Below are 22,181 nucleotides of genomic sequence, written 5' to 3'. Positions count from 1 at the left end.
GTTCCCACAGGAGATGGCGTCGAGGCCGTAGCGGTCACACAGCTCGTTGGACTTCATCACGTCGACGATGTCGTCGACACCCTGGTTGGAGCCGAACGCCATCACCGTCTCGTACTCCGGTCCCTCCGTCTCCACGCCCGCCTCCTCGTCTTTGGTCGGGAGCTTGCACGCGAACGCACACGACGAGCAGGTCCCCTTCTTGTACTTCTTCTCGGCGACGCGGTCGCCGTTGATCCCCTCGATGCCCTCGAAACTGAGCTCCGAGAAGTAGCGGGTGGGCAACGCCTGCACCTCGTTCGCGAGCGAGGCGACGCTCGTCGTCCCCTGCTCTTTCATGATGTGGTCGGAGGTGGCCGCCTCGCGGTGGATGTCCATGTGGACCGGCGGGATCTCGACCTCACGCCGGGAGTCCCCATCGAAGGTGATGGCCTTCACGTTCTTCGCGCCGAGGACGGCCCCGAGGCCGCCGCGGCCGAACGCGCGCGACCCCGTGGTGATGATGGAGGCGAACCGGACCTCGTTCTCACCGCCCGGCCCGATGCAGGCGACGTGCTCGCTGTCGAGGCCGTGTTCCGCCTCGATGTAGTCGTTCGTCTCCGGGACGGTCGCACCCGCGAGTTCGGGGACCGCCTCGAACTCGACGCCCTCGTCGGTGACGTGAACGATGAGGAGCTCGTCGCTCTGGCCGGTGAGTTCGACGGCGGCACAGCCGGTGTCGGCGAAGTGCCGCGACATGAACCCCCCCGCGTTCGACGAGAGCAGCCCGCCCGTGAGCGGGGAGACCCCCGTGCAGTTCATCCGGCCGGTGAAGCTCATGTTCGAGGTCTGCATCGGCCCGGTCGCGAAGAAGAGGCTGTTCTCCGGACCGAGCGGGTCCGCGTCGAACGGGATGCAGTCGTGTGCGAGTTTCGTCGCGACACCACGGCCGCCGATGAACGATTCCGTGACCGAGTCGATGGACTCGGTCCGTGTCTCTCGTGCCCCAACGTCGATACGACGGAGTGGGCCCTCTACGCATAGCATACGCGTGATACACAGTGGCAATCGCCAATAAACGTTCCTACGTCTCCCTCTCTAGGCGGTGAACCCGCCGTCCATGACGAGGTTGTGACCGGTGACGAACGAGGACTCCTCGCTCGCGAGGAACAGCGCCGCGTCGGCGACCTCCTCCGGCTGGCCTGCGCGGCCGAGCGGGGTCTGCGAGAGGATGCCGTCCGCGGTATCGCCGTCCTCGACCGTCATCGCCGTCTCGATGAACCCCGGGTTGAGCGCGTTGACCCGGATGCCGTGGGGGCCCTGCTCGACGGCGAGCTCCCGTGTGAGGTTCGTGACGCCGCCCTTCGAAGTGCAGTAGAGCGAGGAGTTCTCCAGCCCCCGGATGCCGGCGATAGAGGACATGTTGATGATGGCGCCGCCCTCCGACTGTTCGCGCATCACGTCGATGGCTGCCTGACTCCCGAAGTAGACGCCCTTGAGGTTGATATCCATCAGCCACGCGTAGTCCTCCTCGGTCACATCGCCGATGGGGAGCTGGCGTTCGACACCCGCGTTGTTCACCATCACGTCGAGCGAGCCGTACGCGTCGATGGTGGCGTCTACGGCCGCGCGGATATCGTCGGGGTCGCTCACGTCGCACTCGACGAACTGGGCGTCACCACCGGCCGCCTCGACGAGCTCGTGGGTCGGGTCCCCGCCGAGTCGGGGGTCTTCGCGGATGTCGGCGACCGTGACGGCAGCACCCTCCTCGGCGAACCGACGGGCGATCGCCCGCCCGTTGCCGGAGGACGCACCGGTGACGAGTGCGGCCGCCCCTTCGAGACGCCCCGTCATCGGGCATCACCACGCGCGCACCCGCCCGTGACCGCTATCGGTCGTCGTTCGTCGCAGTCGGTTCTCCCGCCATTCCGGGGGGTGAGGCCGGTACAGCAGCCCCTGTGTGAAGCCTTGGCTAGCATAACTACGCGAACGATTGTAGTAGACCGGCAAGAAGCTTCGGGTCCCGATCCCGAATAGAGATATAACTATTCAGGTGTCGCTATCTACCCCAAGATTTATTATAGTTTCTCAGCAACCCACACGTGGTATGTTAGATAGTGGCGCGTTAGTCGTTGATTCAGTCTCCCACTGTTTCAACCACACACCGGAGAACCACAAGCACCCGCACGCACAGCGCTGGGACGACGAGACGTACGAACTCGGCGCGAAGCTCCTCCCCGACGGCTACGTCCCGTCCGAGGAGGTGTTCTACCGCGACCACCAGCCCGAAGAGCTCGCGCGGCTGCTGTTCTTGGAGAGCCAGATCGACTACACGGTCTACCACTCCCTCCCGCTCGACGACTACTTCAAGGACGGCTACGTCTCCCGGGAGAAGGGGTTCGAGTTCTTAGAGCAGAACCCGAACCGCTCGTCTATGTACGTGGACATCAACCCGCTCGAGGACGATGCCGGCGACCAGATCGAGGAGTTCGCGCGGCGTGACGGGGTGGAGGGGATCAAGTTCTACCCGGCGCGGTACCAGAACGGGAACGACCTCTCGCTGCAGCTCACGGAGGACTCCGTCTGGCCGCTGTTGGAGCGCATCGCCGACTCGGAGGTGGACACTCTCGCCATCCACAAGTTCATCCCGTTCGCGACGGCACCGGTCCGGTATTTCACCCCCGACGACGTGGAGGACGCGGCGAACTCCTTCCCTGACCTGAACTTCGAGATCATCCACGCAGGCTTCTCCTTCATCGAGGAGACCGTGCTGGCGATGGCGAGTCACGACAACGTCTACGCCAACCTCGAAAACACCGCCTGTCTCGTGAACACCCGCCCGAAGAAGTTCGCCCGGGCGCTCGGCGAGATGCTCTACTGGGCCGGCCCGGACCGCATCGTCTACGCGGGCGGGGCGACCGCGCTGCATCCACAGCCCCCCATCGAGGGGATCTGGAACTTCGAGATGCCCGAGGAGCTCCGCGCCGGCGAGGACTACCCGGAGGTCACCCAGGAGGACAAAGAGAAGATCCTCGGCGGGAACGCCCTCCGGCTGCTCGGGAAGGACCCCGAACAGATCAAGAAGGATATCAAGGGCGACAAGTGGGACGAGCTGCGCGAGGAGCGCCGTGCGTCCGACGACTACCCCGCGGAGCCGTGGTCGACCTACGACGCCCCGACGGCGACTGCCGACGACTGACCATGTCCAGTGCAATCACCCCCGACCAGCCGTTCGACGACGAGCTGAAATCGAAGATCCGCGACCAGCTGCTCGAGGTGCTCGACCCGTGTAGCTGTATGAGCGAGCATCCGGTCAACATCGTCGACCTGGGACTCGTCGACGAGATTACCGTCGACGACGGCGCCGTGGAGGTCGTCCTCCTGCTCACCTCTCAGCGGTGTACCTACTTCCTGGATATGAACGACGAGATTCGTGAGCGCGTCGGCGCGCTCCCGGAGGTCGATTCGGTCGAGGTGCATCAGGACACCTCCGGTGAGATCTGGACGCACGAGCGGATGTCCGAGCGCGAGCGCACCGCCCGCCGCCAGCGGTTCTACGACCAGATGGAGGCCGCCGGCATCACCCCGTACGCCGAACGGAGTCAGTGAGGACGATGCCCCAGTCACTGCTCGTCCCGGTCGCCGACGAGACGCAGGCCGAGGTGGTCTGTGAGTACCTCACCGCGACGTACGACGATGTCGACGTAACGCTGCTGCACGTCATCGAGTACACGGAGAAGAAGACGAACCCCTCCCGAGGGGGACGCGACCGACCGGAAGGCTGGTACGACCGGGAACGAACGGAAGCCGAGGACCTGTTCGAATCGGTCAGGGGCCGGCTCCAAGCCCTCGGTGACGTTGAGACGGCCATCGAGGCCGGTGACCCCTCCGCCGAGATCGTCGAGTACGCGCACAGCCACGGGGCCGATCAGGTGGTCATCGGGCTCCGGAAACGGAGTCCGACGGGGAAACTCGTCTTCGGCTCCACGGCACAGGACATCCTTCTATCCTCGCGTGTGCCCGTCGTCTGCGTCCCGCTCACCGAGAGCTGAGCCACGCACGTCGTCCTTTTCGCGCGTTTCCGTTCGTCGCGTGCGTTTCCGTTCGTCGCGTTTCGGAGAAAATCGAATCGCTCCCCCCGAGCACCGTAGCCCCGTGGCTTACGACGCCTCGCGGAGCGCCTCCAGCGCATCGGGGTTCTCGATGGAGGACATATCGCCGAGCTCCTCGCCCTGGTAGATGGAGGCGATGGCGCGGCGAATCACCTTCCCGGACTGGGTCTTCGGGAACTCCTCGACGAAGATGAGCTCGCGGGGCCGGAACGGCTTGCCGTGGGCCTCGCCGACCTGCTCGCGGAGCGCCTCGCGCAGGTCGTCCGTCTCGTCGACGCCCGCTTCGAGGATGACGTAGGCGACGACGGCGGTTCCCGTGGTGTCGTCCGGCACACCGACCGCCGCGGCCTGGTTCACCGACCCGTGGTCGGTCAACACGCCCTCGATCTCCGCGGGGCCGACCTTGCGGCCGGCGACGTTGAGTGCGTCGTCCGCGCGGCCGTGGAGGAACCAGAAGCCGTCCTCGTCCTTCTGGGCCCAGTCGCCGTGGTCCCAGATATCCTCGAAGCTGTCCCAGTACTCCTCGAGGTAGCGCTCGTCGCCCGACCAGAGCGACTTCGTCATCGAGGGACAGGAATCCCGCGCGACGAGGAAGCCCCGTTCGTGGTCGTCGGCGACCGACTCCCCACGCGCGTCCACGACGTCGATGTCCATGCCGAGGCCGGGGCCACCGAGCGCGCAGGGTTTCAGGGGTTGCCCAGGCAGCGGCATGAGGAAGCAGCCGCAGATTTCGGTCCCGCCGGAGATGTTGATGATGGGGCACTCCCTGCCTCCCACGATTTCGTAGAACCACATCCAGGACTCGGGGTCCCACGGCTCGCCCGTGGAGCCCAAAATTCGAAGGGAGGAGAGGTCGTGGCCCTCCAGCCACTCCTCCCCCTGCTTCCGCAGGGCTCTGATGGCCGTCGGTGAGATGCCGAACTGGGTGAGTTTGTGGCGGTCGATCATCTCCCAGAAGCGGTCCGGGTTCGGGTAATCGGGGGCGCCTTCGTACATGAAGATGGTGCCCCCGAAGGTGTGGTTGCCGATGAGGGTCCACGGCCCCATCATCCACCCGATGTCGGAGACCCAGAAGAACCGGTCGGAGGGCTTCTGGTCGAAGCCGAAGTGGATCTCTTTGGCCGTTTGGACCTGCACGCCCGCGTGCGTGTGGACGATACCTTTCGGTTTGCCCGTCGTCCCCGAGGAGTAGAGCAGCATCGACTCGTCCGAGGAGTCGAGGTGGACGGTGTCGAACGAATCATCTTGAGACTCGATGGCGTCGTCCCACCACTCGTCGCGGCCGTCGACCCACGGGATGTCCTCGCTTCCTAAGCGATTGTAGACGATAACGGAGGAAACGTCGGTGTCGGCGTCCTCGATGGCCTCGTCGGCGGTCCCTTTCAGCGTGACCTCGCTGCCGCGGCGGTAGAACCCGTCTGCGGTAAACAGCACGTCGACCTCGGGGTCTTCGATGCGGGTGGCCGTGGCATCGACGCCGAAGCCGGAGAAGATGGGGACGGCGATGGCGCCGATCTTGAAACACCCATACAGGATGGAGATGACCTCGGGGACCATCGGCATGTACAGCCCCACCGTGTCGCCCTTCTCGATACCCCGTTCTTCGAGGGCGTTCGCCACTTTCGAGGACTGCCGGCCGAGTTCGTGGTACGTGATTTCGCGCGTGTCGCCCGGTTCCCCCTCCCAGATGCAAGCGACCCGATTTCTGTTCTCCGAGTCGACCGCGGCGTGTCTGTCCACGACGTTGTGGGCGATGTTGATCTCTCCTCCTGGGTACCAGTCGGAGAACTGCGGGCCGTCGGTGTCGTCGCGAACCGTGTCGTACTCCTCGTAGAACTCGATGTCGAGGTAGTCGACGAGCTCGTCCCAGAACCACTCGACGCCCGACTCCCCGTCGAGGTCTTCGTCGACGGTGCGCTCGATGAGTTCGTCGTAGCTGTCGATGCCGTACTCCTGCATGAACCGCCAGACGTTCGTCGACTCCACGAACGCCTGGTCGGGGTCGTATACGATACGCTCACTATCCGCTGGTGAATCGGCTGACATGCCCTCACGTGAGACTCTCTCACGCAGGCACAATAGCGTTCCCGTTCGGGCGAACTACTCCAGTTCTGCGTCCCTGTAAGTCGCCGCGTGCTCGACGTAGAGCTCCTGGACGCGGACGAGCTCTTCGAGCTGGTCGTCCGTGATCGGTCGCGTCTCCGCGGGCGCGCCGTACGCGAGGTGGCCCTCCGGAATCGTCTGTCCCTCGGTGACGAGGCTCCCCGCGGCGACCAGGCAGTTCGACTCCACGACCGCGTCCTTCTGTACCGTGCTCGACATCCCGACGAGCGCGTCGTCCTCGACGGTCGCGTAGTCGACGACCACGTTGTGGCCGATGGTGACCCGGTCGCCGATGGTCGCCCCGTGGAGCATCGAGAACTCCTGGACGTTCGTCTCCTCGCCGACTTCAGTGGGACCACTATCGCCTCGGAGGCAGACGAACGGCCAGAGGCTCGAACGCTCGCCGACCGTAACGTCGCCGACGACGTACGCCATCTCCGAAACGAAAGCCGATGCCGCGATCTCAGGGGAGGAATCCATCACTCCGCGTTGCATAGCGGGAGGAGTCGCTACCGGACAATAGTGCTATCGAATGGGACAACGACAGTGATGTTCTTAACACATAATCTTCCAGTTAGGAGTTTTGTATAGTAATTCAAGTGTCATATCGAATCCACACGATGAAATGGCGTTCAGATGGCTCGATCCCGGCGGGAAGCGCGCTCTCGTTCCATCTCGCGATTTGAGGTATGCGATTCGTCATTCGTGGGTTTATGAAGCTGCAAACACCGGCTTTGGCGCCTGAAGGACCCTATCTCGCAGGACAGGGCGTGCTATTCGCTTGCTACAGTACTGGGAGTAGTTCAACGTTCAAGATAGAAACGTAAATTGAGAGTTCTCACGATAATCGGAGGGGTCCGCTGGTCAGACGCGCTTGCTGCCGGTAAGGGTCGCCTGCCACCCACCCGCCGTTCGCGAGAGCTGGATACACCACTGCTTCACCGGGCGGTCCTCGTAGATGACCGTGAGTTCACAGTGCTCCGGGACCTCCCCCACTAGCGGGTCGGGATCGTCCGAGAGTCCACGGAGGCCATCTATCCAGCGGACGTCGTCGCCACTCGGTGCGAGCGCCCGGGCGGCCTCGTACGGTGTCTCGGCGGTCTCCGTCAGCCAGGGGTCCGTCTCGTCGGTCGTCATCGCTCGAGGAGGTGGGGCAGGTCAGATCTCGCGGGCATACCGCTCACAGAGTCGGGCCAGCCGGACCCACTCCGGCACGGTGTCCAGACTCGCCGTCGGATGGAGGTACTCCTCCACCCTGTAGACGACCGCCTGGGGGTACGAGTCGTCGTCGTACTCGTCGACCCCGGGGAGCGAGTCGTCGAGTTCGGGAGCGGCCGCCTCGATGGTCTCCTGGACTGCACTCAGGGTGGCGGGTGACGCCTCCCCGTCGAGGACGGCCTGGGCGTGGTCCTTGGCATCGCGAAGCCGAGAGAGTCGCGGGCACAACGTCTCCGACGGGAGCGAATCGATCGGAACGCCGTCGGGATGGGGGACGTTGAACGCGAGGATCTCCGCCCGGTCGATGCGGTGGGCGTCCTGGAACCCCTCGAGCTCGCCGAGGCGTTCCTCGCGCGGCTGGCCGAGGCAGCGGTACCGATCTACTACGTCCCCGGCAACCACGACCACCACCCGCACGAGGAGACGGCCGTCGCGGACATCCCGGAGGCGCAGTCGCTCCACGACTACGACCCGGCGGCCGACGAGCTGCCACAGCTCCTCAACCTCGGGTACGAGGGCATCGCCGAGGTGACGTGTGACCCGACCGCAGCGGTGTTCGGGTACACCGTCCACCACACGAGCGGGTGACGGTCACCCGGGCGGATGGCGGGGCCCCGCCACCAGATGTTGCACAACTTTCAATATCGGCCATCGAGAGTGAGAGGTAGTGCGCTTCAGGCAGCTCCTCCTCGTCGTGTTCACGCTCGCACTCGTCGCCGCGCCGGCCGCCTCGGGTGTCGCGGCCGCGGCCGAGACGACGCCGACCACCGCAACCGTCGACACGACCGTCACGCTCGACAACGACGAGCGGCCGGGTCGGATCCTCGCGACGGCACGGTTCGCCGGTGCGAGCGGGTCGTTCACCGTCTCCTTCGCTGGGATGGGGCTGAACACTACGGTGACCGGAACGACCGGCTTCGAGCGCGTCGATGAGGGGGTCTACCGGTACGACGGGTCGACGCCGAACCCCTCCATCGCCTACGAGATCAGGCTCGTGAACCACAGCGTCGTCGCCCAGAAGCTCGGCGACCCGATGGCCGTCGACCCCGGTGTGTGGGCCATGGTCGGGACGTACCGCGCCGTCCCGGACGTGAGCGGGCAGCATGGGCTGCCGACGGTGACGACGGCCGGCCCGGGCTACTCGACCGACCAGTGGACGTTCATCGGGCCAGTCGAGACCTACACGCGGACGGCCGGCGGCGAGGAGATCCGGCTCGTCGTCCCCGAGGCGGGCGCCCCGGTCTCGCAGCCGGAGACGATTCTCGACCAGTTGGCGACGACGAGCGAGGAACTCCCCATCGGTGGGCACAGCGACCGCGTCACCATCCTCTCGCTGCCGTCAGCGGGGATCACCACCCCGTGGGGTGGGGTCGCCACCGGCTCCAACGCCATCGTCCGTGACGAGTTCGCCGTCGCGGCGGATTCGAGCGTCTGGGTCCACGAGTACGTCCACACCCGCCAGCGGTTCGGGACGACGAGCCGGATGAAGTGGCTCGTCGAGGCCTCCGCGAACTACTACTCCAGCCACGAGACGTTCAGCCAGCAGCGGCTCTCGTACAGCGGGTTCCGGTCGGCTATCACCGTCGACGCGTTCGGGGGCGCGGTGCTCGCGGAGCGTGACACGTGGCAGTCGCCGCTCGTCCCCTACGTGAAGGGCGAACGCGCGCTCGGCTATCTCGACGGGCGCATCCGGGAGGCGACGGACCACGAACGGACGCTCGCGGACGTGTTCGACCGCATCAACCGTCGCCAGACGCTCACCGCGGGCACGTTCTACCGGACCATCGCGGCGGTTTCGACCCCCGCGGTGGCCGACGACTTCGAGCAGTACGTCGAGACGAACGCGCTCGCGCCCGGGCCGGACAGCCCCCACAGCCACACCATGGGCGGGTCACACGACCCCGACGGCGACGGACTCTCGAACGCTCGTGAGCGGGCGAGCGGGACGCACCCGTTCCGCGTGGACACGGACGGTGACGGGCTCTCAGACGGCCGGGAGGCCCAGGAGCTCGACACGAGCCCGACCGAGGCGGATACCGACGGAGACGGCCGCTCCGACGCTGCGGAGCTGACAGCCCCGCGGACGAACCCGACCGTCGCGGATACGGACGCCGACGGGCTCTCAGACGGCCGGGAGCTCGAGTTGGCGCTCGACCCCACCACGGCCGACTCGGACGGTGACGGGCTCTCGGACGGCGCGGAGCTGGAGGCGGGCACCTCCCCACGGTACGAGGACACGGACAGTGACGGGCTCTCAGACGGGCGAGAGGTCGAGCTGGGGACGGACCCCCTGCGTGCCGATACGGACGGTGACGGGCTCGGTGACAGCCTCGAACGCGACGCCGGCCTGGACCCGACTACGACCGACACCGACGGTGACAGCTACGGCGACCGTGCGGAACGCCTGCTCGGCACCGACCCCACCACGAAGACCTCGCTTCTGACCTACCTGCAGGCCTACCTGAACCGACTCCTCGGCGGGCTGTTCGGCTAACACTCTCTCGAAGATACATTTTAGTAACCGCTCCGTCTCGTCACGGGCAGTGACACTCACCGACCCAGCCGAAACGACGGACGCGATTCGCGACGAGATCCACCGGGCAGTCATCGCCGAGGACGAGTTCCTCCGGACCATCCTCGCAGGGCTGCTCGCGGAGGGGCACGTGCTCTTAGAGGACGTGCCGGGGACGGGGAAGACCCTGACTGCACGGAGTTTCGCGGAGACGCTCGGGCTGTCGTTCAACCGCGTGCAGTTCACGCCGGACCTCCTGCCGAGCGACATCACGGGCGTCGAGGTGTACGACGAACACACGGCGAGCTTCGCGTTCAACCCCGGGCCGGTGTTCGCGAACGTCGTACTCGCCGACGAGATCAACCGCGCCCCGCCGAAGACCCAGGCCGCGCTCTTAGAGGCGATGGAGGAGCGACAGGTGACGGTCTCGGGGGAGACCCACGAGCTCCCGGACCCGTTCTTCGTCATCGCGACGCAGAACCCCGTCGAGCAGGAGGGGACGTTCCAGCTCCCAGAGGCGCAGGTCGACCGCTTCATGATGAAGTCCTCGCTCGGCTACCCCGACGAGGCGGGGGAGCTCGAGCTCGTCAACCGGCGACTGAGCCGGCGGACGAAGGACCCCGAGGTCGAAGCCGTCGTCGATACGGAGACGGTCAGAGAGCTCCAGTCCGTTCCCGAAGATATCCACGTGGAGGAGGCCATCCGCGAGTACATCGTCGGCATCGCCCGCAAGACGCGCACGGACAGCCGTGTCGACGTGGGCGTCTCCCCGCGCGGCACCCAGCGATTCGTCGAGGTCTGCCGGTCGTGGGCGATGCAGGCGGGGCGTGACTACGTCGCGCCAGAGGACGTGAAGGCCGCCGCGCCCGCGGCGCTCGCGCACCGACTCGTCCTCACGACCGAAGCGGAGATGCGGTCGGTCGACAAGCGGGCCGTGGTCCGGGACGCCCTCGACGCCATCGAGGTCCCGGAGGTCGCGAACCCGGTCTAGGACGTCAAGCCGACAGCTGTCGCCCGATGGCGAACAGGACGACGACCAGCCCCGCGATTCCGAGGAGATAGGTGAGAAGCGAGAGCGGGGGGACAGAGACGAGCTGATTGCCGGCCGCGACCCAGGCGACCGGGACACAGACCACGCCGACGCCGACGCCGGCCGTGGTGTGGGTCAGCTCCGTCCGGAGCCCCGCCGTGCGCCCGACTTCTGCCGCGAGCGTCGCCCCGTAGCGGCCCGCATCGACGGTGAGCACCGCGAGCGCGAGCGCCGCCATGACGACCAGGACGGAGCCGTCCAGCAGCACGAGGGCCACGGGGAGAACCGCCAGCCCGACCCCGAGCACGCCGATAGCCGGGGCGTCACTCGGGAGCCGGCCGTAGAGGAGATACAGCAGCGTCTGGAAGATCCCCCCGGCGAACAGCATCGCGGCGGCGAGCAGCGCCGCGACCCCGACGCCACCCTCGATATCCGCGACCACCTCGGCGAGCACCGGAAGCTGGCGGAGAGTGGCGAGCTCGCCGCTCTGGAGCAGCGCGAGGACGAGCAGGACCGCTCCGCCGAGCAGCCCGAGGAGCGGGAACACCGCGGTCACCACCTGCGAAACGGAGAGCCAGTCGGTGAGCCGGTAGCCCCAGAGCGCCACCAGCGCCACCGCGCAGGCCACGCCCTGCCCGAACGCCAGCCACCGGACGGGAGCCGAGCCGACGAGCCCGAGCGCCGCCCAGAGCGGCGAGGGGTTGGCGATGAGCTCTGCGAGCACCGCGAAGGTGGTGAGCATCCCGAACGAGGCGAGGGCGACGGCGAGGACCGACGAGACGCTCGCCAGGTCATCGAGCGCCTCCTCGGCCGACTCGCGGGTTTCCTCCGTGAGGACGTACGGGACCGACACGCGCCGGCTGACCCGCTGGAGCAGGAGGAAGCTGCCCCCGAGGAGCACGAGCGTCGGGCCGGCCGCCTGCACGGGGCGGGCCGTCTCCGTGAGTGCGTCGATGGCGACCGTCGTGAACTCGACGACGATGCCGGTGATGGCGGTCAGCAGCCCGCCGACGAAGAGGACGACGACCCCACCGAGCAAGAACACGCCGAAGAGGGCGAGCAGGTAGCGGCTGACCGCGGCGGCGACGGACGCGCGGTCGAGCGCCCCAGTGAGCATGCCGGTCCAGCCGAGGCCGACGAGCAGGCCGAGACAGCCGAGCAGCGCGGCCGCGGGAAGGCCGAGGGCAACGATACCGGCGGCGATGCCGGCGACCCACGCCGCGATACCGAGCGGGAGACACGCGCCCCCGACGAGCATGGCGAGAGCGCGGTCGGTCCCCAGCCCCCCGATGGCGACGGTGACGAGCAGCCCGCCGACGACCGGTGCCGCGAGCGTCGGGGTCGGGACCCCGCTGGCGAGGGCGAGCCCCAGCGCGAGGAGCGTACAGAGCGTGACGAGCCCCGCCGAAGCCAGCGTCTGGTCGGGGGCGGGCGTCGGGAGCGAGAACCGCGACAGGAACGACCTGACGGCGGCGTTCGACGGGAGCGAGAGGTGGCTACGCATCGGACCACCCCGTTCCCTCGACGGTGGAGCCACCGCCGGCGGCCGCCCCGCGGACGAGCGCGGCTGAGAGCGGCTCCTCCGCGTCCCAGTCGATGACCCAGACGCCGCTGGCGCGAGCCTCGCGGATACGCCGATGGCGGTTCACCCGCTCGATGCGCGACCCGATGGAGTCGCCGCGGATCACGTCGGGCGAGAGCACCGTCACCGTGCGCCCGGCCTCGGTGAACGCCTCCAGCGAGGTCAGCGAGCCGTCGTCTAAAAGCGGGCTCACGAGCACGTACTGGGCGTCACGTGGCGTCTGCGCGAGCACCGTCTGAGCAGTCGTGGCCCCGCTACCGTCGGCCTCGACGCTGTCCGAAGCCGGGGCGTCCTCACCCGGTGTCTCGGGTTCCGCCGGCGTCGCGGGCTCCGCGGGCGCGTCGTCGGTCTCCCCCGGTTCCGTGTGCTCGCGCTCATCGGCCGACTCGGCCTCGGAGAGCGCCCCCTCGACGAACGGGCCGATGCCGGCGAGCACGTAGCGGATGCGTTCGAGCGTGGTGTCGCTCCCGCCCGGCTTCACGAACGTCGGGCGGTCGGCGAGCGACTGGCCGAAGACGGCGAGCCCGACGCTGTCGTTCTCCGCGAGCAGCGCGTACGCACCGCGCTCGATGGCGTACGCGCTCAGCTCAACGCCGGTGTAGGTGCCCTCGCCGCCACCGACCCGCGACGCCTCCATCCCGTCGAGCAGGAAGACGATGGTCCGGGAGCGCTCCTCCCGGTGGACGAGCGTCGTCAGCTCACCGGTGCTCGCGAGCCGGTTCCAGTCGATACGGCTCGCGGGGTCGGTCGGCTGGTGTTCGCGGGAACCGTAGAACTCCACGCCCTCGCCACCCGTCTCCGCGGGCGAGGAGCCGACGTACTGGCGGGTCTGGCGGGGGAGGGGGAACGCGTCGATGAACTGGAGACAGCGGAGCCGGTCGGCGCCGTCCGCGGTCAGCGACTCGGTGCGGACGTGGCCGCCGGGGATGCTCCGCGCCCGGACGGAGACGTCCTCGAACCGGTAGACACCGCGGCGGGCGCCGACCGTGTACTCGAGGGTCGTCGACTCCCCGGGCAGCAGCGTCACCGCCGCCCGCGGGCTCCCCTCCGCGACGGGGATGGGGCCGGGCACACCGTCGACGATCCGGATGTCCGGCGCGATGGACTCCCCCTCGTTCGTCACCGTGAGCCTGACCGTCACCTCCGAGCCCGGGACGGGGGTCTCCGCACTGACCACGCGGGAGACCGAGAGCTCCGGCGACGGTGGCGTGCTCAGATAGCCGTAGGCGACGTAGCCGAGGGGCACGAGCCCCGCCACGACGAGCGACGGTTCGAACAGCGCGATGCCGGCGGTGACGACCGCGAAGGTCAGCAGGACGGCGAACCGCCACCGAGTGTGGACGTGGAGGCTCACGGGCGCTTACCCCCGTCGTCGCCGAACGCCTCCAGCGCCTCGACCGTGTGACGCACCCGGTGTTCGAGCGGATGCCCCGGCCGGAAGAAGTCCCACAGCCGGGTCTGTAAGGGAAGCGGGTCCACGTCGTCACCCAGGAACGCCGCCGCGCGCGGGTCATCCGTCCACCGGCCCTCGTCGACGGCGCGACGGGCCTCCGTCGCCGAGCAGCCGTTGGCCACGGCGTACAGCCGGACCGCGGCCGAACGGAGCCGGTCCTGGAAGGAGTCGGCCAGCTCCGTGTCCCCCTCGCCCAACGCGTCGTACGCCGCATCGAGGGTGTCGCCCGCACGGCGCGTCTCGCGGCCGTGGATCTCCTCCGGGGGCGCGCGCGGCAGCGACTCCAGCGTCTCCTCCGACGAACTGTACTGCGGCGCGAACACCGAGTAGAGCAGGCTGAGCCCGATGGCGGCAGCCGCGGCGAGCCGGAGCAGCTCCGGGTCGAGCTGCCGCAGGTCGAGCCCGAGGCTCGGGAAGGAGAACAGCTCCGGCGCGAGCGTCACCGCGAGCAGGAGGGCGAACCCCGCGAGCCCGAGGCCGGTCCGCAGCGCGCGAAGGAGCCTCATTCCTCACCCCCCGACGATTCGGTCACGGAGCGTTCGACGGTCTCGGCCGCCGCCGACACCGGCTCGCTCACCGCGGTCGGGTCGCGCTCCCCGTAGACCACGTCGCGGAACGCATCGGTGATGGTGGCGACCGCGTCGGGGGGCAGGCCGCGCTCTATCGCCCGGCTCGCCACCTCCGCGGGGGTCAGGGTCTCCGTCGGCGGGGGAACCCGCTCGCGGACCCGTTCGAACGCCTCCCGGACCGTGACCGAGGCCGCAGTCGGCGTGTCCACGCTGGCCTGCTCGACGGCGGTCTCGGCTGGCGTGTCGGTCGTCCCCACGACGGGAAGCCCCGCGAGGAACCCCGCGAGTGCCGCCCGGACCCGTCCCGGAATCGAACGCAGGTACGCGCGGATCCGGTGGCCGAGCGCGGCGAGCGCACCCGCGGGGTCGCGCTCGCGCAGGCGCTCGATGACTTCCGCGAGGGTTGACCGGACCGCCCGGAGAAACGACGCGGTGGCACGGGCGACGCGGATCACCGTGAGCAGCAGGCTGTGTGCGACGCGGTGGAAGATGGAGGCCCCGCTGGCGGCGGCCGAGGTGAACCGGCTCCGCAGGAGCACCGTCGTGACGAGCGCGCCCACTCCGAGCGTGAGGAGGATACCGCCGACGATGTACGGCGTGTAGAGCCCAGTGACGCGGGTCGACGCGGAGAGCGACCCCTTCGTCACCGCGACCGTCGCGGCGCTCTGTCGCGGAAGCTCGACCGTGAGACCGCCGGCCCGGTCCGTCGTCCCCGCGGAGGCGTTGGCGAGTTCGACGGACGCCCCCTCGACGGGGCGACCGTCCTGGGTGACCTGCACGGTCGCCGGGAGCCCCGCCGCCAGCAGGAGCTGTCCCGCGGTCGTCGTCGTGACGTTGAGCGGCGCCAGCGTCACCCGGTAGCTCCCCGACGCCGCGCCGCGAGCGACGCTGACGTTCGTGGCGTTTCGCCACGGGATCTCGAGCGTGACCCGGCCCTGGGCGTTCGTCGTCCCGACGCGCTCGCCGTCCTGGCGAACCGTCGCTTCGGGGATCGGTGTCCCGTCGATGCGCGCGAGGAACGTCACCTCCTCGCCCGCCCGCGGTTCGCGCAGCGGGACGACCGTGATATCCGTCCGCACGCTCGCGTTCTCACGGATGGGGTCGGAGTCGTTCGCCGCCGTCGGTGCGGCGAGCGCGCCGAACCGGTCGAGGCGCGTTCCGGCCCCAAGCGAGGACAGTTCGGACCCCTCCCGCGCGGCCGGTTTCTGTGCGCGCAGCTGGAGTTCGCCGTCGAACGGGACCGTCGCCTCGACCTGGCCGAACTCACCCGTCCGGCCGAGCCGCCGGCCGTTCATCTCGACCAGCACGCCCTCGATGGGTCGCCCGTTCTGGACGACGGTGATGGTCACCGTCTCGCCGGGGATGACCGGCTCCGACACCCGGATGTCGAACGTGATGTCGCCGTCGAAGCTCTGGGGTTCACCCCCACCGTCGTCGGGTGACCCGTCGCCTTCACTTTCGCTTTCACTGTCGCTGTCACTCTCACTGTCGCCGTCACTCTCGCCGTCGCCGTCGCGCTCGCCATCCCCTTGGCGATTCCCCTCCCCGCTCGCGCCGTTCGCCCCGGTGGTGTTCGGCTCGAACGTCGACTCGTTGCCCTGGCCCGCGAGTGTTGGTGCATCGACTGCCCCGAGCAGTGCCCCCCCGATGAGCAATGCCACCATACAGAGCCCGACGAGGAACAGCCCGGAGAATCGGCGTGAGTCTGGTGACATTCAGGTAATACGACGAGTGTCGGCGAATCGCTATAACAATCTTTCGCCGTCCCGGGATTCCTGCCGGAGGACGAGTCGGCGAGCCGACGCGCCGGTTCCGGGCTCCCGAGAAGTCGTTCCTCGGTGGGCCGGGACTCGACGAGGAGTGGTGCGACCGGTTCACTCGCGTTCGCCCGCCTCCCAGCGTGGACGGTCGAGTGCTACTGATTCTGCACTTCGACCAGCAAAATCGGCCGCGGTATTGTGGTTTAACTAATTAGTAAAATTGATTCACACGTCCAGTTGAACCGTTTAGTTGAACCAACTAGACAGTATTTTCGATTAAAGCAAGTAATTGATTAAATCAGAAGCATAGTCCAACCAGACCATCGAAATCACACGACCAGCTGAGTGAGTCGACCAGTTCGATAGACCGATGTGTCCGGTTCGTCTGACGAGATTATTTATCCGATGAGATACATCGACTGAACATGCTCACCTACACGGTGTACAGCGAGGCGGGCGGGGTCGCGAAGACGACCACCGCGGCGAACCTCGCCGTCGCGCACGCCCGGGCGGGCCTGGACGTGCTCGTGGTGCCGCTCGACCCGCAGGACGGCGACCTCAGCCACCTGTTCGGTGTCGACGATGAACGGACGGAGGCGATAGACAACCTCGTCCGGCATATGATCCGCCGACCGAAGGGCGCGTTCGAGGACCTCGTGCGTACCGTCGAGTACGGCGTCGACATCGTCCCCGAGCACAACATGCTCGCGGACCTGGCCGATTTCCTCCGCCGGGAGCAGGAGCAGGCCGAGTCGATGGGTGAGGCGTTCGGCATCTACTCCCAGCTCCTCCGGGTGCTCCAGGAGGCCGGCGTCCCCGACGAGTACGACGTGCTCATCTGTGACCCGCCGGCGACGGAGGGGCCGCACCTCTACAACGCCATCAACGCGACGCGGTCGCTCGTCATCCCCATCGAGCCCTCCGCGAAGGGGCAGGCCTCCGTCGAGGGGCTCGAAGGCGTCGTCGCCGGGATGGAGGACACACTGGACATCGATATCGGGGTGCTCGCGGCCGTCCCGACGCGCTTCAAGAACACCCGCGACCAGCGGGAGATGCTCGAGAAGCTCCAGTACGACACGCCGGTCGTCATCGGCGACCGGACCTCGCTGATGGAGGGCTGCTGGAAACAGCAGTGCTCGGCGTACACCTACGTCCGGGACCACCGCGACCGGAAACGCGACTACGAGATCGAGACGCTCGCGCAGTTCGACGAGCTCGCGCGGAATCTCGAGGCGCAGGTCGGCCTCGACGCGCCGAACCCGCCCGAACCCGGGGCGCTCGAGGACGAGGAGGTGGTCGCATGACGGGGATGAAACAGGGTGCGGGCGACGACCCGTTCGCGAGCGACACCGAGGCGGAGCCGGAATCAGAGGTCGAAACCGAAGCCGACCAGGAGACGACCGACGCGAACGCGGAGGCCGGCTCGCAGGACTCGACGGCGGGGAAACGGGCGATGCCGTACGTCCTCGTCCGGGACACCGTGAAGGACCAGCGGACGAACGAGCACGTCTACTTCCTGCGTGACGAGTTCTCCGAGGTGGAAGACGAGCTCCACACCGCGGTCGCCGAGGAGCTCGGGATGGCGAAGAAGGACGTCTACCTCACGGACGTGCGGGAGGCGCTCGTGGCGAGCGCCGACGCGAAAGCCGTCGCCGACGTGCTCTTAGAGTGGGGCTACGAGTACAAACAGGGCTGACCCGCGACCGATTTCCTCTCACCCAGGGAAGCGACCCGGGAACCGAAACGCCGTGTGGGGTCCGATCCTGGGCGGTTCCGCGTTTCACCGTCCCCGAGGCTCCATCGTCCCCCGGACCCACCGGCGGTCAGCCCCTCCGGGAGAGGTGTTCTCGCACCGCTCGTTGACACTCACGACACGTCTCGTCGAGCGTCGCGATCCCCGCCAGTACCGGGTAGTCCACCGGGAGCTCCGGGTAGAGATACGAGACGAGCCGACGGTGCCGGACGCCGGCATCCATCCCGTTGGCCGTGGTCTCCTGCAGGAACGCCTGTCGGGCACGGGCGACGGTCGCACACTGGTCACGGTACGCGGCGAGTGTCTCGTGGCGGTCTCGCAGGCTATCGAAGCCGAGGTCGGTGAGCGGAGTCCCGTTCACGTCCTCGATCCACGCGATGGTCTCGTCGACGACCGCAGCCGCCTCGTCGAGTTGCTCGTGCTCCCGGGCGAGCGCCGTCCGGAACGCCTCGGCCTCCGCCCGTCGGGACTGCGCTTCCTCGATGACCGCCCGTTTGAGATCCGGCGTGAACGAGGCGTCGGTGGTCGGCGCGAGCGCGACCGCGATGGCGTCCGTGAACTCCTCGCGGATCGTCTCGAGCAACGGCTCTGCGGTGTCGATGTCCGCGACGCTGTGTGCGCGGACCGTCTCGTCGAACGCCGTTCGTACCGTTCGACACCGGTTCGCGCCGGGCGTCTCCATCGAGAGGCGGGTCGACCCGCCCGCCGTCGTCGGCCCGACGGTCGAGGCGGATGGGTGCTGGGGCCGGATCTCCCGAACGCGGCGAATGAACGTCTCGAACGCGTCCAGCTTCCCGTCGGTCGCCTCCAGCTCCGTTCGAACCGTGGCTCGCGCCTCGTCGAGCGGGGAGTCCACGACCATCTCACTCCACCTCCACGGGGTCGAGCGCGGCCGCGTACTCGCGGATCAGCTCGTCGTCGACGTGGTCGAGGAGCCGGCGGTGGGCCCGTCGCCTGCGGCGTGCGACCTCGGCCCCGTCGATCTGCTGGTCCTGCTGTCGTCTCGCGAGGGTGCGGGCACGCTCGCGGGCGGTCTCGCTATCGAGGTCGTCGGGAGCGGCGTCGAGATGCCAGCCGGTCGCCTCCTCCAGCCACTCCTCGCCGGCGTAGCGCCCCTGCTGGACCACCCAGTCCGTGTAGGAAGCCGACCCCTCCCAGATGGCCTCCTCCTCGCGTCGATACTCCTCGATGAGGGCGACCCCGACCCGGGCACCGTGGCCCACGGAGACGGCGATCTGGCTCTCGACGCCCGCCGTGGGCCCGGCGAGCCACAGCCCCTCGACGGGGGTCTCGCCGCGCAGCCCGGCCAGCTCCGGGTCGAGCCACGTCTCCTCACCGCTGGATTCGAACCACTCGCCGAGGACGCCCTCGAGGTAGCTCACGTCGTACGTCGAGGCGGCCACGACCCGGTCGGCGGTGTACTCCTCACCGTGGGTCTCGACGCGGAAGCCGTCGTCCGTCTTCACGACCCGGGTCGCCAGCTCGTCGGTGACGGTCGCCCCCACGCGCTCCGCGTGGGCGTGACACATCGCGTAGAACGTCCCCACGTCGATACCGCCCGGGAAGCCGAGGTAGTTCTCGATGAACGCACACTGCTGGATCGACGAACTCCCCCGGTCGAGGACGACCGTGTCCAACCCGTAGCGCGCGGTGAACACGGCCGCCGAACAGCCCGCCGGCCCGCCACCGACGACGACGACGTCGTGGTCGGTGGCGTCGGACATCCTCAGAGCTCCCCGTTGACGATATCCGCGACGCGCGCGTGGTCGAACAGCTGCTCGTCCTTCGAGAACGCCGGGTAGCTGTCGCCCTCCTCGTAGCCGGGCCACTCCCCGAACTGCTCGGGGTAGAGCTGCTTCGCGGTCATCTCCAGCTGGAGGAGGTTCGTCAGCGGCCCCTGGAACGACGTCCCCGAGGCGTAGAGGCGGTCGTTCTGGATCGCGGTGAGCTTCTGGCCGAGCGGGTCGTCACGGAGCGTCTGGGGGATCTCGTCCCAGTCGTACCACGGGGTCACGGCGAAGATGTGGAGGATGACGTCGGGGTCGGCCTCGAGCATCCCCTCGAAGCTGTAGGAGGCCCCGTAGTTCTCCGCGTAGGTGCGGTCGCTGTCGGCGAACACGTCCTGCACCCCCATCGGTCGGGTGTGTGCCTTGCCGAACCCGGGCCCGTTCATCCGGTAGGGATAGAACTCGCCGTCCCAGTAGGAGACGAGCCCGACGGTGGGACGGTCCGCCTTCGGGGGGAGGTTCGTCCGGATGTGGCTGTAGAGTTTCTCGTACTCCTGTTTGAGTGCCGCGAACCGCTCACCCTCCTGGAACACCTGCGAGACGCGCTCGCTGATCTCCCAGAGCGTGTAGTAGCGGTAGCCGTCGCGCCAGCCCTTCGGGGGCTGGGCGTGCTGGCGGCTGTAGCGGTTCGCGAAGAACGGGCCGACCTCCTCGGTGATCTCCTGGGTGTCCTCCTTCGACCAGCCGTCGAACGTGGAGAGCCACGCTGGGTCCTGGAGATGGACATCGCTGTCCAGTTCGTAGAGGACCTCCTTGTCGAACGAGCCGTTGCTGAACAGCTGTGTGAGCCCGCTCGTGTCGATGCTGGCGTCGAACTCCTCGAGGAAGTAGTTGAGCGAGGTGCCGTAGTCCTCGGCGAACCCGAGGGAGTTGAGCGACTCCGCGTGACCGAGGCCGACCAGCATATCGGCGTACTGCGGGCTGTACGCCATCACGTTCGTCGGTACCGCCTCGAACGTCACCTCCCCGACCGGCGAGATGGAGGCCGTGTAGGAGCTGTCTTCCGGGGTCGTGGTCTCGCTCGACGTTTCGCTCTCCGTCGGGGTCGCCTCCGGCGTCGACCCGGAGTCCGACTGCCCGGTACAGCCGGCGAGCAGTCCCCCGCCGACGACCGCCCCGCCGTACTTCATGTAGTCGCGTCGTGTCGGTGCCGTCCGCCTGTTGGCGTCGTCTGCCATACGATTTAGGTTCGCCTAAACAATCAAAAGCGTTCCGATTTTTAGGCCGGCCAAAACCTCATCGAGGGATGCCACAGCGGGGGCACATCGGCGGTCCGTCATCGGGGAGCTCGAACCCACAGCTCGGGCACGTCTCGTCGGCGGGCGTTCGCATCTCCTCCACGACGGCTTCCAGTCCCTCTCTGACGGCGGAAACCGTCCCCAGACCGTCCACCGGCTCCGACGGACTGTCGACCTGCCCCCGATAGAACGCCAGCCGGTCGGTCAGGAACGCGGGTGGGGACTCGTGGCTGGCCTCGATCGCTTCGATCTCCTCGATATCGGGGGCAGCATCGGCCTCGATACCCGCTGGCGCGAGCACGCCGAGCGCTTCGGCGGCCCGACCTGCCACGTACGGGTTCGGGTCGGTGAGCCGCTCCGAGAGCGGGCCCGCCGCCTCTGTCAGCGCGTCGGGGAACGCACACGCGATCACCACCAGCGTCGTCGAGAGGTGATACCGGACGAGTTCGTCCTCGTCGTCGAGATGGACGGCCAGCGAGTCGGCGTGGTGGCGGAGCCGACCCGGATCCCCGAGCGCGACGTGCGTCAGCGCCTTCGCGAGCTTCCGTTTGACTGCCGGCTCGTCGAACGAGAGCCCGATGCGGAGGTCCGCCAGCGTCGCCGGGTCCGTGACCGCTGCGGGCGACTCGAGCGCGACGTAGCCGAGTGCTTCGGCCGCACGTGCCCGAACGTAGTAGAACTCCTCGTCGTCCGCCAACCGGTCGGCGAGGGCCTCGACGGCTGGCAGGACGCTTCGGGGGAGTGACTCCGCGACCGTGACGAACAGCTTCGCCGTCGTCAGCCGGACCGCACGGTCGTCGTCGGTCAGAAACGTCGAGAGATCCTCGATGTACTCCTCGACGAGGGGCGGTTGCTCCACGGCGACTTTCCGAACGGCCCGCAAGACACGCTTTCGGGTCCTCGCGTCGGCTGTACTGACCTGGTCGAGAGACGCAATCACCGCCGCGTGCGTGCCATCGCGGAGGAGTTCGGCGGCGTCGTCCGGGGATGGGGGCTGGTCTGGTCCACTCATCGGTGTTCGTGGGCTTGCACGCAGATTCGCGACCAGTCGCTTCAATCCAGTGGTTCCTACGGCGCGAGGCCGACAG

22 protein-coding genes are annotated in these 22,181 nt (G+C 67.9%); 8 read left to right on the top strand and 14 right to left on the bottom strand.

Annotated elements, in window-relative coordinates:
• The coding region (locus ACQUQR_RS15700; protein WP_435197463.1) for an aldehyde ferredoxin oxidoreductase N-terminal domain-containing protein at nucleotides 1–1,023 on the bottom strand (1,023 nt) is incomplete at its 3' end.
• A gap of 51 nt (nucleotides 1,024–1,074) precedes the next feature.
• Complete coding sequence (locus tag ACQUQR_RS15695) at nucleotides 1,075–1,830, bottom strand: SDR family NAD(P)-dependent oxidoreductase (RefSeq protein ID WP_435197462.1); 756 nt, start codon at nucleotides 1,828–1,830, stop codon at nucleotides 1,075–1,077.
• 253 nt (nucleotides 1,831–2,083) lie between these two features.
• Between ACQUQR_RS15695 and ACQUQR_RS15690 the strand changes: the two genes are divergently transcribed.
• From ACQUQR_RS15690 to ACQUQR_RS15680, 3 genes are read left to right on the top strand one after another with little or no spacing between them, the layout of a single operon-like run.
• Complete coding sequence (locus tag ACQUQR_RS15690) at nucleotides 2,084–3,175, top strand: amidohydrolase family protein (protein WP_435197461.1); 1,092 nt, start codon at nucleotides 2,084–2,086, stop codon at nucleotides 3,173–3,175.
• A 2-nt stretch (nucleotides 3,176–3,177) separates the two neighbouring features.
• Entirely contained in the window at nucleotides 3,178–3,585 is a 408-nt protein-coding gene (locus ACQUQR_RS15685; protein WP_435197460.1) for a metal-sulfur cluster assembly factor, read from the top strand.
• 5 nt (nucleotides 3,586–3,590) lie between these two features.
• Nucleotides 3,591–4,028 (top strand): universal stress protein, encoded by a 438-nt coding sequence (locus ACQUQR_RS15680; protein ID WP_435197459.1) that lies wholly within the window; start codon nucleotides 3,591–3,593, stop codon nucleotides 4,026–4,028.
• Nucleotides 4,029–4,136: 108 nt separating this feature from the next.
• Here the strand turns inward: ACQUQR_RS15680 and ACQUQR_RS15675 are convergent, their stop codons facing one another.
• From ACQUQR_RS15675 to ACQUQR_RS15660, 4 genes are all read right to left on the bottom strand, one after another.
• On the bottom strand, nucleotides 4,137–6,134 hold the full coding sequence (locus ACQUQR_RS15675) for an AMP-binding protein (protein ID WP_435197458.1): 1,998 nt from the start codon (nucleotides 6,132–6,134) through the stop codon (nucleotides 4,137–4,139).
• A gap of 54 nt (nucleotides 6,135–6,188) precedes the next feature.
• On the bottom strand, nucleotides 6,189–6,686 hold the full coding sequence (locus ACQUQR_RS15670) for a gamma carbonic anhydrase family protein (RefSeq protein ID WP_435197457.1): 498 nt from the start codon (nucleotides 6,684–6,686) through the stop codon (nucleotides 6,189–6,191).
• Between the two features lie 369 nt (nucleotides 6,687–7,055).
• Entirely contained in the window at nucleotides 7,056–7,328 is a 273-nt protein-coding gene (locus tag ACQUQR_RS15665) for a hypothetical protein (RefSeq protein WP_435197456.1), read from the bottom strand.
• A gap of 21 nt (nucleotides 7,329–7,349) precedes the next feature.
• Entirely contained in the window at nucleotides 7,350–7,637 is a 288-nt protein-coding gene (locus tag ACQUQR_RS15660) for a hypothetical protein (protein WP_435197455.1), read from the bottom strand.
• A 39-nt stretch (nucleotides 7,638–7,676) separates the two neighbouring features.
• Here ACQUQR_RS15660 and ACQUQR_RS15655 point away from each other — a divergent pair, with 39 nt between their 5' ends.
• The 3 genes from ACQUQR_RS15655 to ACQUQR_RS15645 all read left to right on the top strand — a co-directional run bounded on the left by ACQUQR_RS15655 (nucleotide 7,677) and on the right by ACQUQR_RS15645 (nucleotide 10,912).
• Nucleotides 7,677–7,997, top strand: a complete 321-nt coding sequence (locus tag ACQUQR_RS15655; protein WP_435197454.1) for a hypothetical protein — start codon at nucleotides 7,677–7,679, stop codon at nucleotides 7,995–7,997.
• A gap of 79 nt (nucleotides 7,998–8,076) precedes the next feature.
• Nucleotides 8,077–9,903 (top strand): hypothetical protein, encoded by a 1,827-nt coding sequence (locus ACQUQR_RS15650; RefSeq protein WP_435197453.1) that lies wholly within the window; start codon nucleotides 8,077–8,079, stop codon nucleotides 9,901–9,903.
• A 49-nt stretch (nucleotides 9,904–9,952) separates the two neighbouring features.
• Nucleotides 9,953–10,912, top strand: coding sequence for an AAA family ATPase (locus ACQUQR_RS15645; protein ID WP_435197452.1), 960 nt, complete (start codon nucleotides 9,953–9,955; stop codon nucleotides 10,910–10,912).
• 4 nt (nucleotides 10,913–10,916) lie between these two features.
• On the opposite strand, the gene ACQUQR_RS15640 is transcribed toward ACQUQR_RS15645, so the two are convergent.
• From ACQUQR_RS15640 to ACQUQR_RS15625, 4 genes are read right to left on the bottom strand one after another with little or no spacing between them, the layout of a single operon-like run.
• Nucleotides 10,917–12,455 carry a hypothetical protein gene (locus ACQUQR_RS15640; RefSeq protein WP_435197451.1) on the bottom strand — a complete coding sequence of 513 codons (1,539 nt, stop codon included), beginning with the start codon at nucleotides 12,453–12,455 and terminating at the stop codon, nucleotides 10,917–10,919.
• The gene (locus ACQUQR_RS15635; RefSeq protein WP_435197450.1) at nucleotides 12,448–13,887 is read right to left on the bottom strand and encodes a DUF58 domain-containing protein; all 1,440 of its coding nucleotides are present in this window, start codon (nucleotides 13,885–13,887) and stop codon (nucleotides 12,448–12,450) included. The genes ACQUQR_RS15640 and ACQUQR_RS15635 overlap by 8 nt, the downstream gene beginning before the upstream one ends.
• Nucleotides 13,884–14,492, bottom strand: coding sequence for a DUF7269 family protein (locus tag ACQUQR_RS15630; RefSeq protein ID WP_435197449.1), 609 nt, complete (start codon nucleotides 14,490–14,492; stop codon nucleotides 13,884–13,886). The genes ACQUQR_RS15635 and ACQUQR_RS15630 overlap by 4 nt, the downstream gene beginning before the upstream one ends.
• Complete coding sequence (locus ACQUQR_RS15625) at nucleotides 14,489–16,270, bottom strand: DUF4129 domain-containing protein (RefSeq protein ID WP_435197448.1); 1,782 nt, start codon at nucleotides 16,268–16,270, stop codon at nucleotides 14,489–14,491. The genes ACQUQR_RS15630 and ACQUQR_RS15625 overlap by 4 nt, the downstream gene beginning before the upstream one ends.
• A gap of 470 nt (nucleotides 16,271–16,740) precedes the next feature.
• On the opposite strand from ACQUQR_RS15625, the gene ACQUQR_RS15620 reads away from it, so the two are divergent.
• Together ACQUQR_RS15620 and ACQUQR_RS15615 are read left to right on the top strand one after the other, a co-directional pair.
• Nucleotides 16,741–17,619, top strand: coding sequence for a ParA family protein (locus ACQUQR_RS15620; RefSeq protein ID WP_435197447.1), 879 nt, complete (start codon nucleotides 16,741–16,743; stop codon nucleotides 17,617–17,619).
• Nucleotides 17,616–18,011: a hypothetical protein gene (locus tag ACQUQR_RS15615; RefSeq protein ID WP_435197446.1), complete on the top strand. Its 396-nt coding sequence runs from the start codon at nucleotides 17,616–17,618 to the stop codon at nucleotides 18,009–18,011. The genes ACQUQR_RS15620 and ACQUQR_RS15615 overlap by 4 nt, the downstream gene beginning before the upstream one ends.
• 127 nt (nucleotides 18,012–18,138) lie before the next feature.
• On the opposite strand, the gene ACQUQR_RS15610 is transcribed toward ACQUQR_RS15615, so the two are convergent.
• From ACQUQR_RS15610 to ACQUQR_RS15595, 4 genes are read right to left on the bottom strand one after another with little or no spacing between them, the layout of a single operon-like run.
• On the bottom strand, nucleotides 18,139–18,930 hold the full coding sequence (locus tag ACQUQR_RS15610; RefSeq protein ID WP_435197445.1) for a DUF7260 family protein: 792 nt from the start codon (nucleotides 18,928–18,930) through the stop codon (nucleotides 18,139–18,141).
• 1 nt (nucleotide 18,931) lies between these two features.
• Nucleotides 18,932–19,792 (bottom strand): FAD-dependent oxidoreductase, encoded by an 861-nt coding sequence (locus ACQUQR_RS15605; RefSeq protein ID WP_435197444.1) that lies wholly within the window; start codon nucleotides 19,790–19,792, stop codon nucleotides 18,932–18,934.
• Nucleotides 19,793–19,794: 2 nt separating this feature from the next.
• Nucleotides 19,795–21,033, bottom strand: a complete 1,239-nt coding sequence (locus tag ACQUQR_RS15600; RefSeq protein ID WP_435197442.1) for an ABC transporter substrate-binding protein — start codon at nucleotides 21,031–21,033, stop codon at nucleotides 19,795–19,797.
• 58 nt (nucleotides 21,034–21,091) lie between these two features.
• A complete protein-coding gene (locus tag ACQUQR_RS15595) occupies nucleotides 21,092–21,952 on the bottom strand; it encodes a HEAT repeat domain-containing protein (protein WP_435197441.1) in 861 nt (286 codons plus the stop codon).
• Between the last annotated feature and the right edge of the window lie 229 nt (nucleotides 21,953–22,181).

The sequence above is a fragment of the Natronomonas sp. EA1 genome (assembly GCF_051195035.1).
Taxonomy (GTDB): Archaea; Halobacteriota; Halobacteria; order Halobacteriales; family Haloarculaceae; genus JBNTJV01.
Note: the sequence above shows the minus strand (reverse complement) of the source record. Positions and strands in the feature narration are given on the sequence as shown.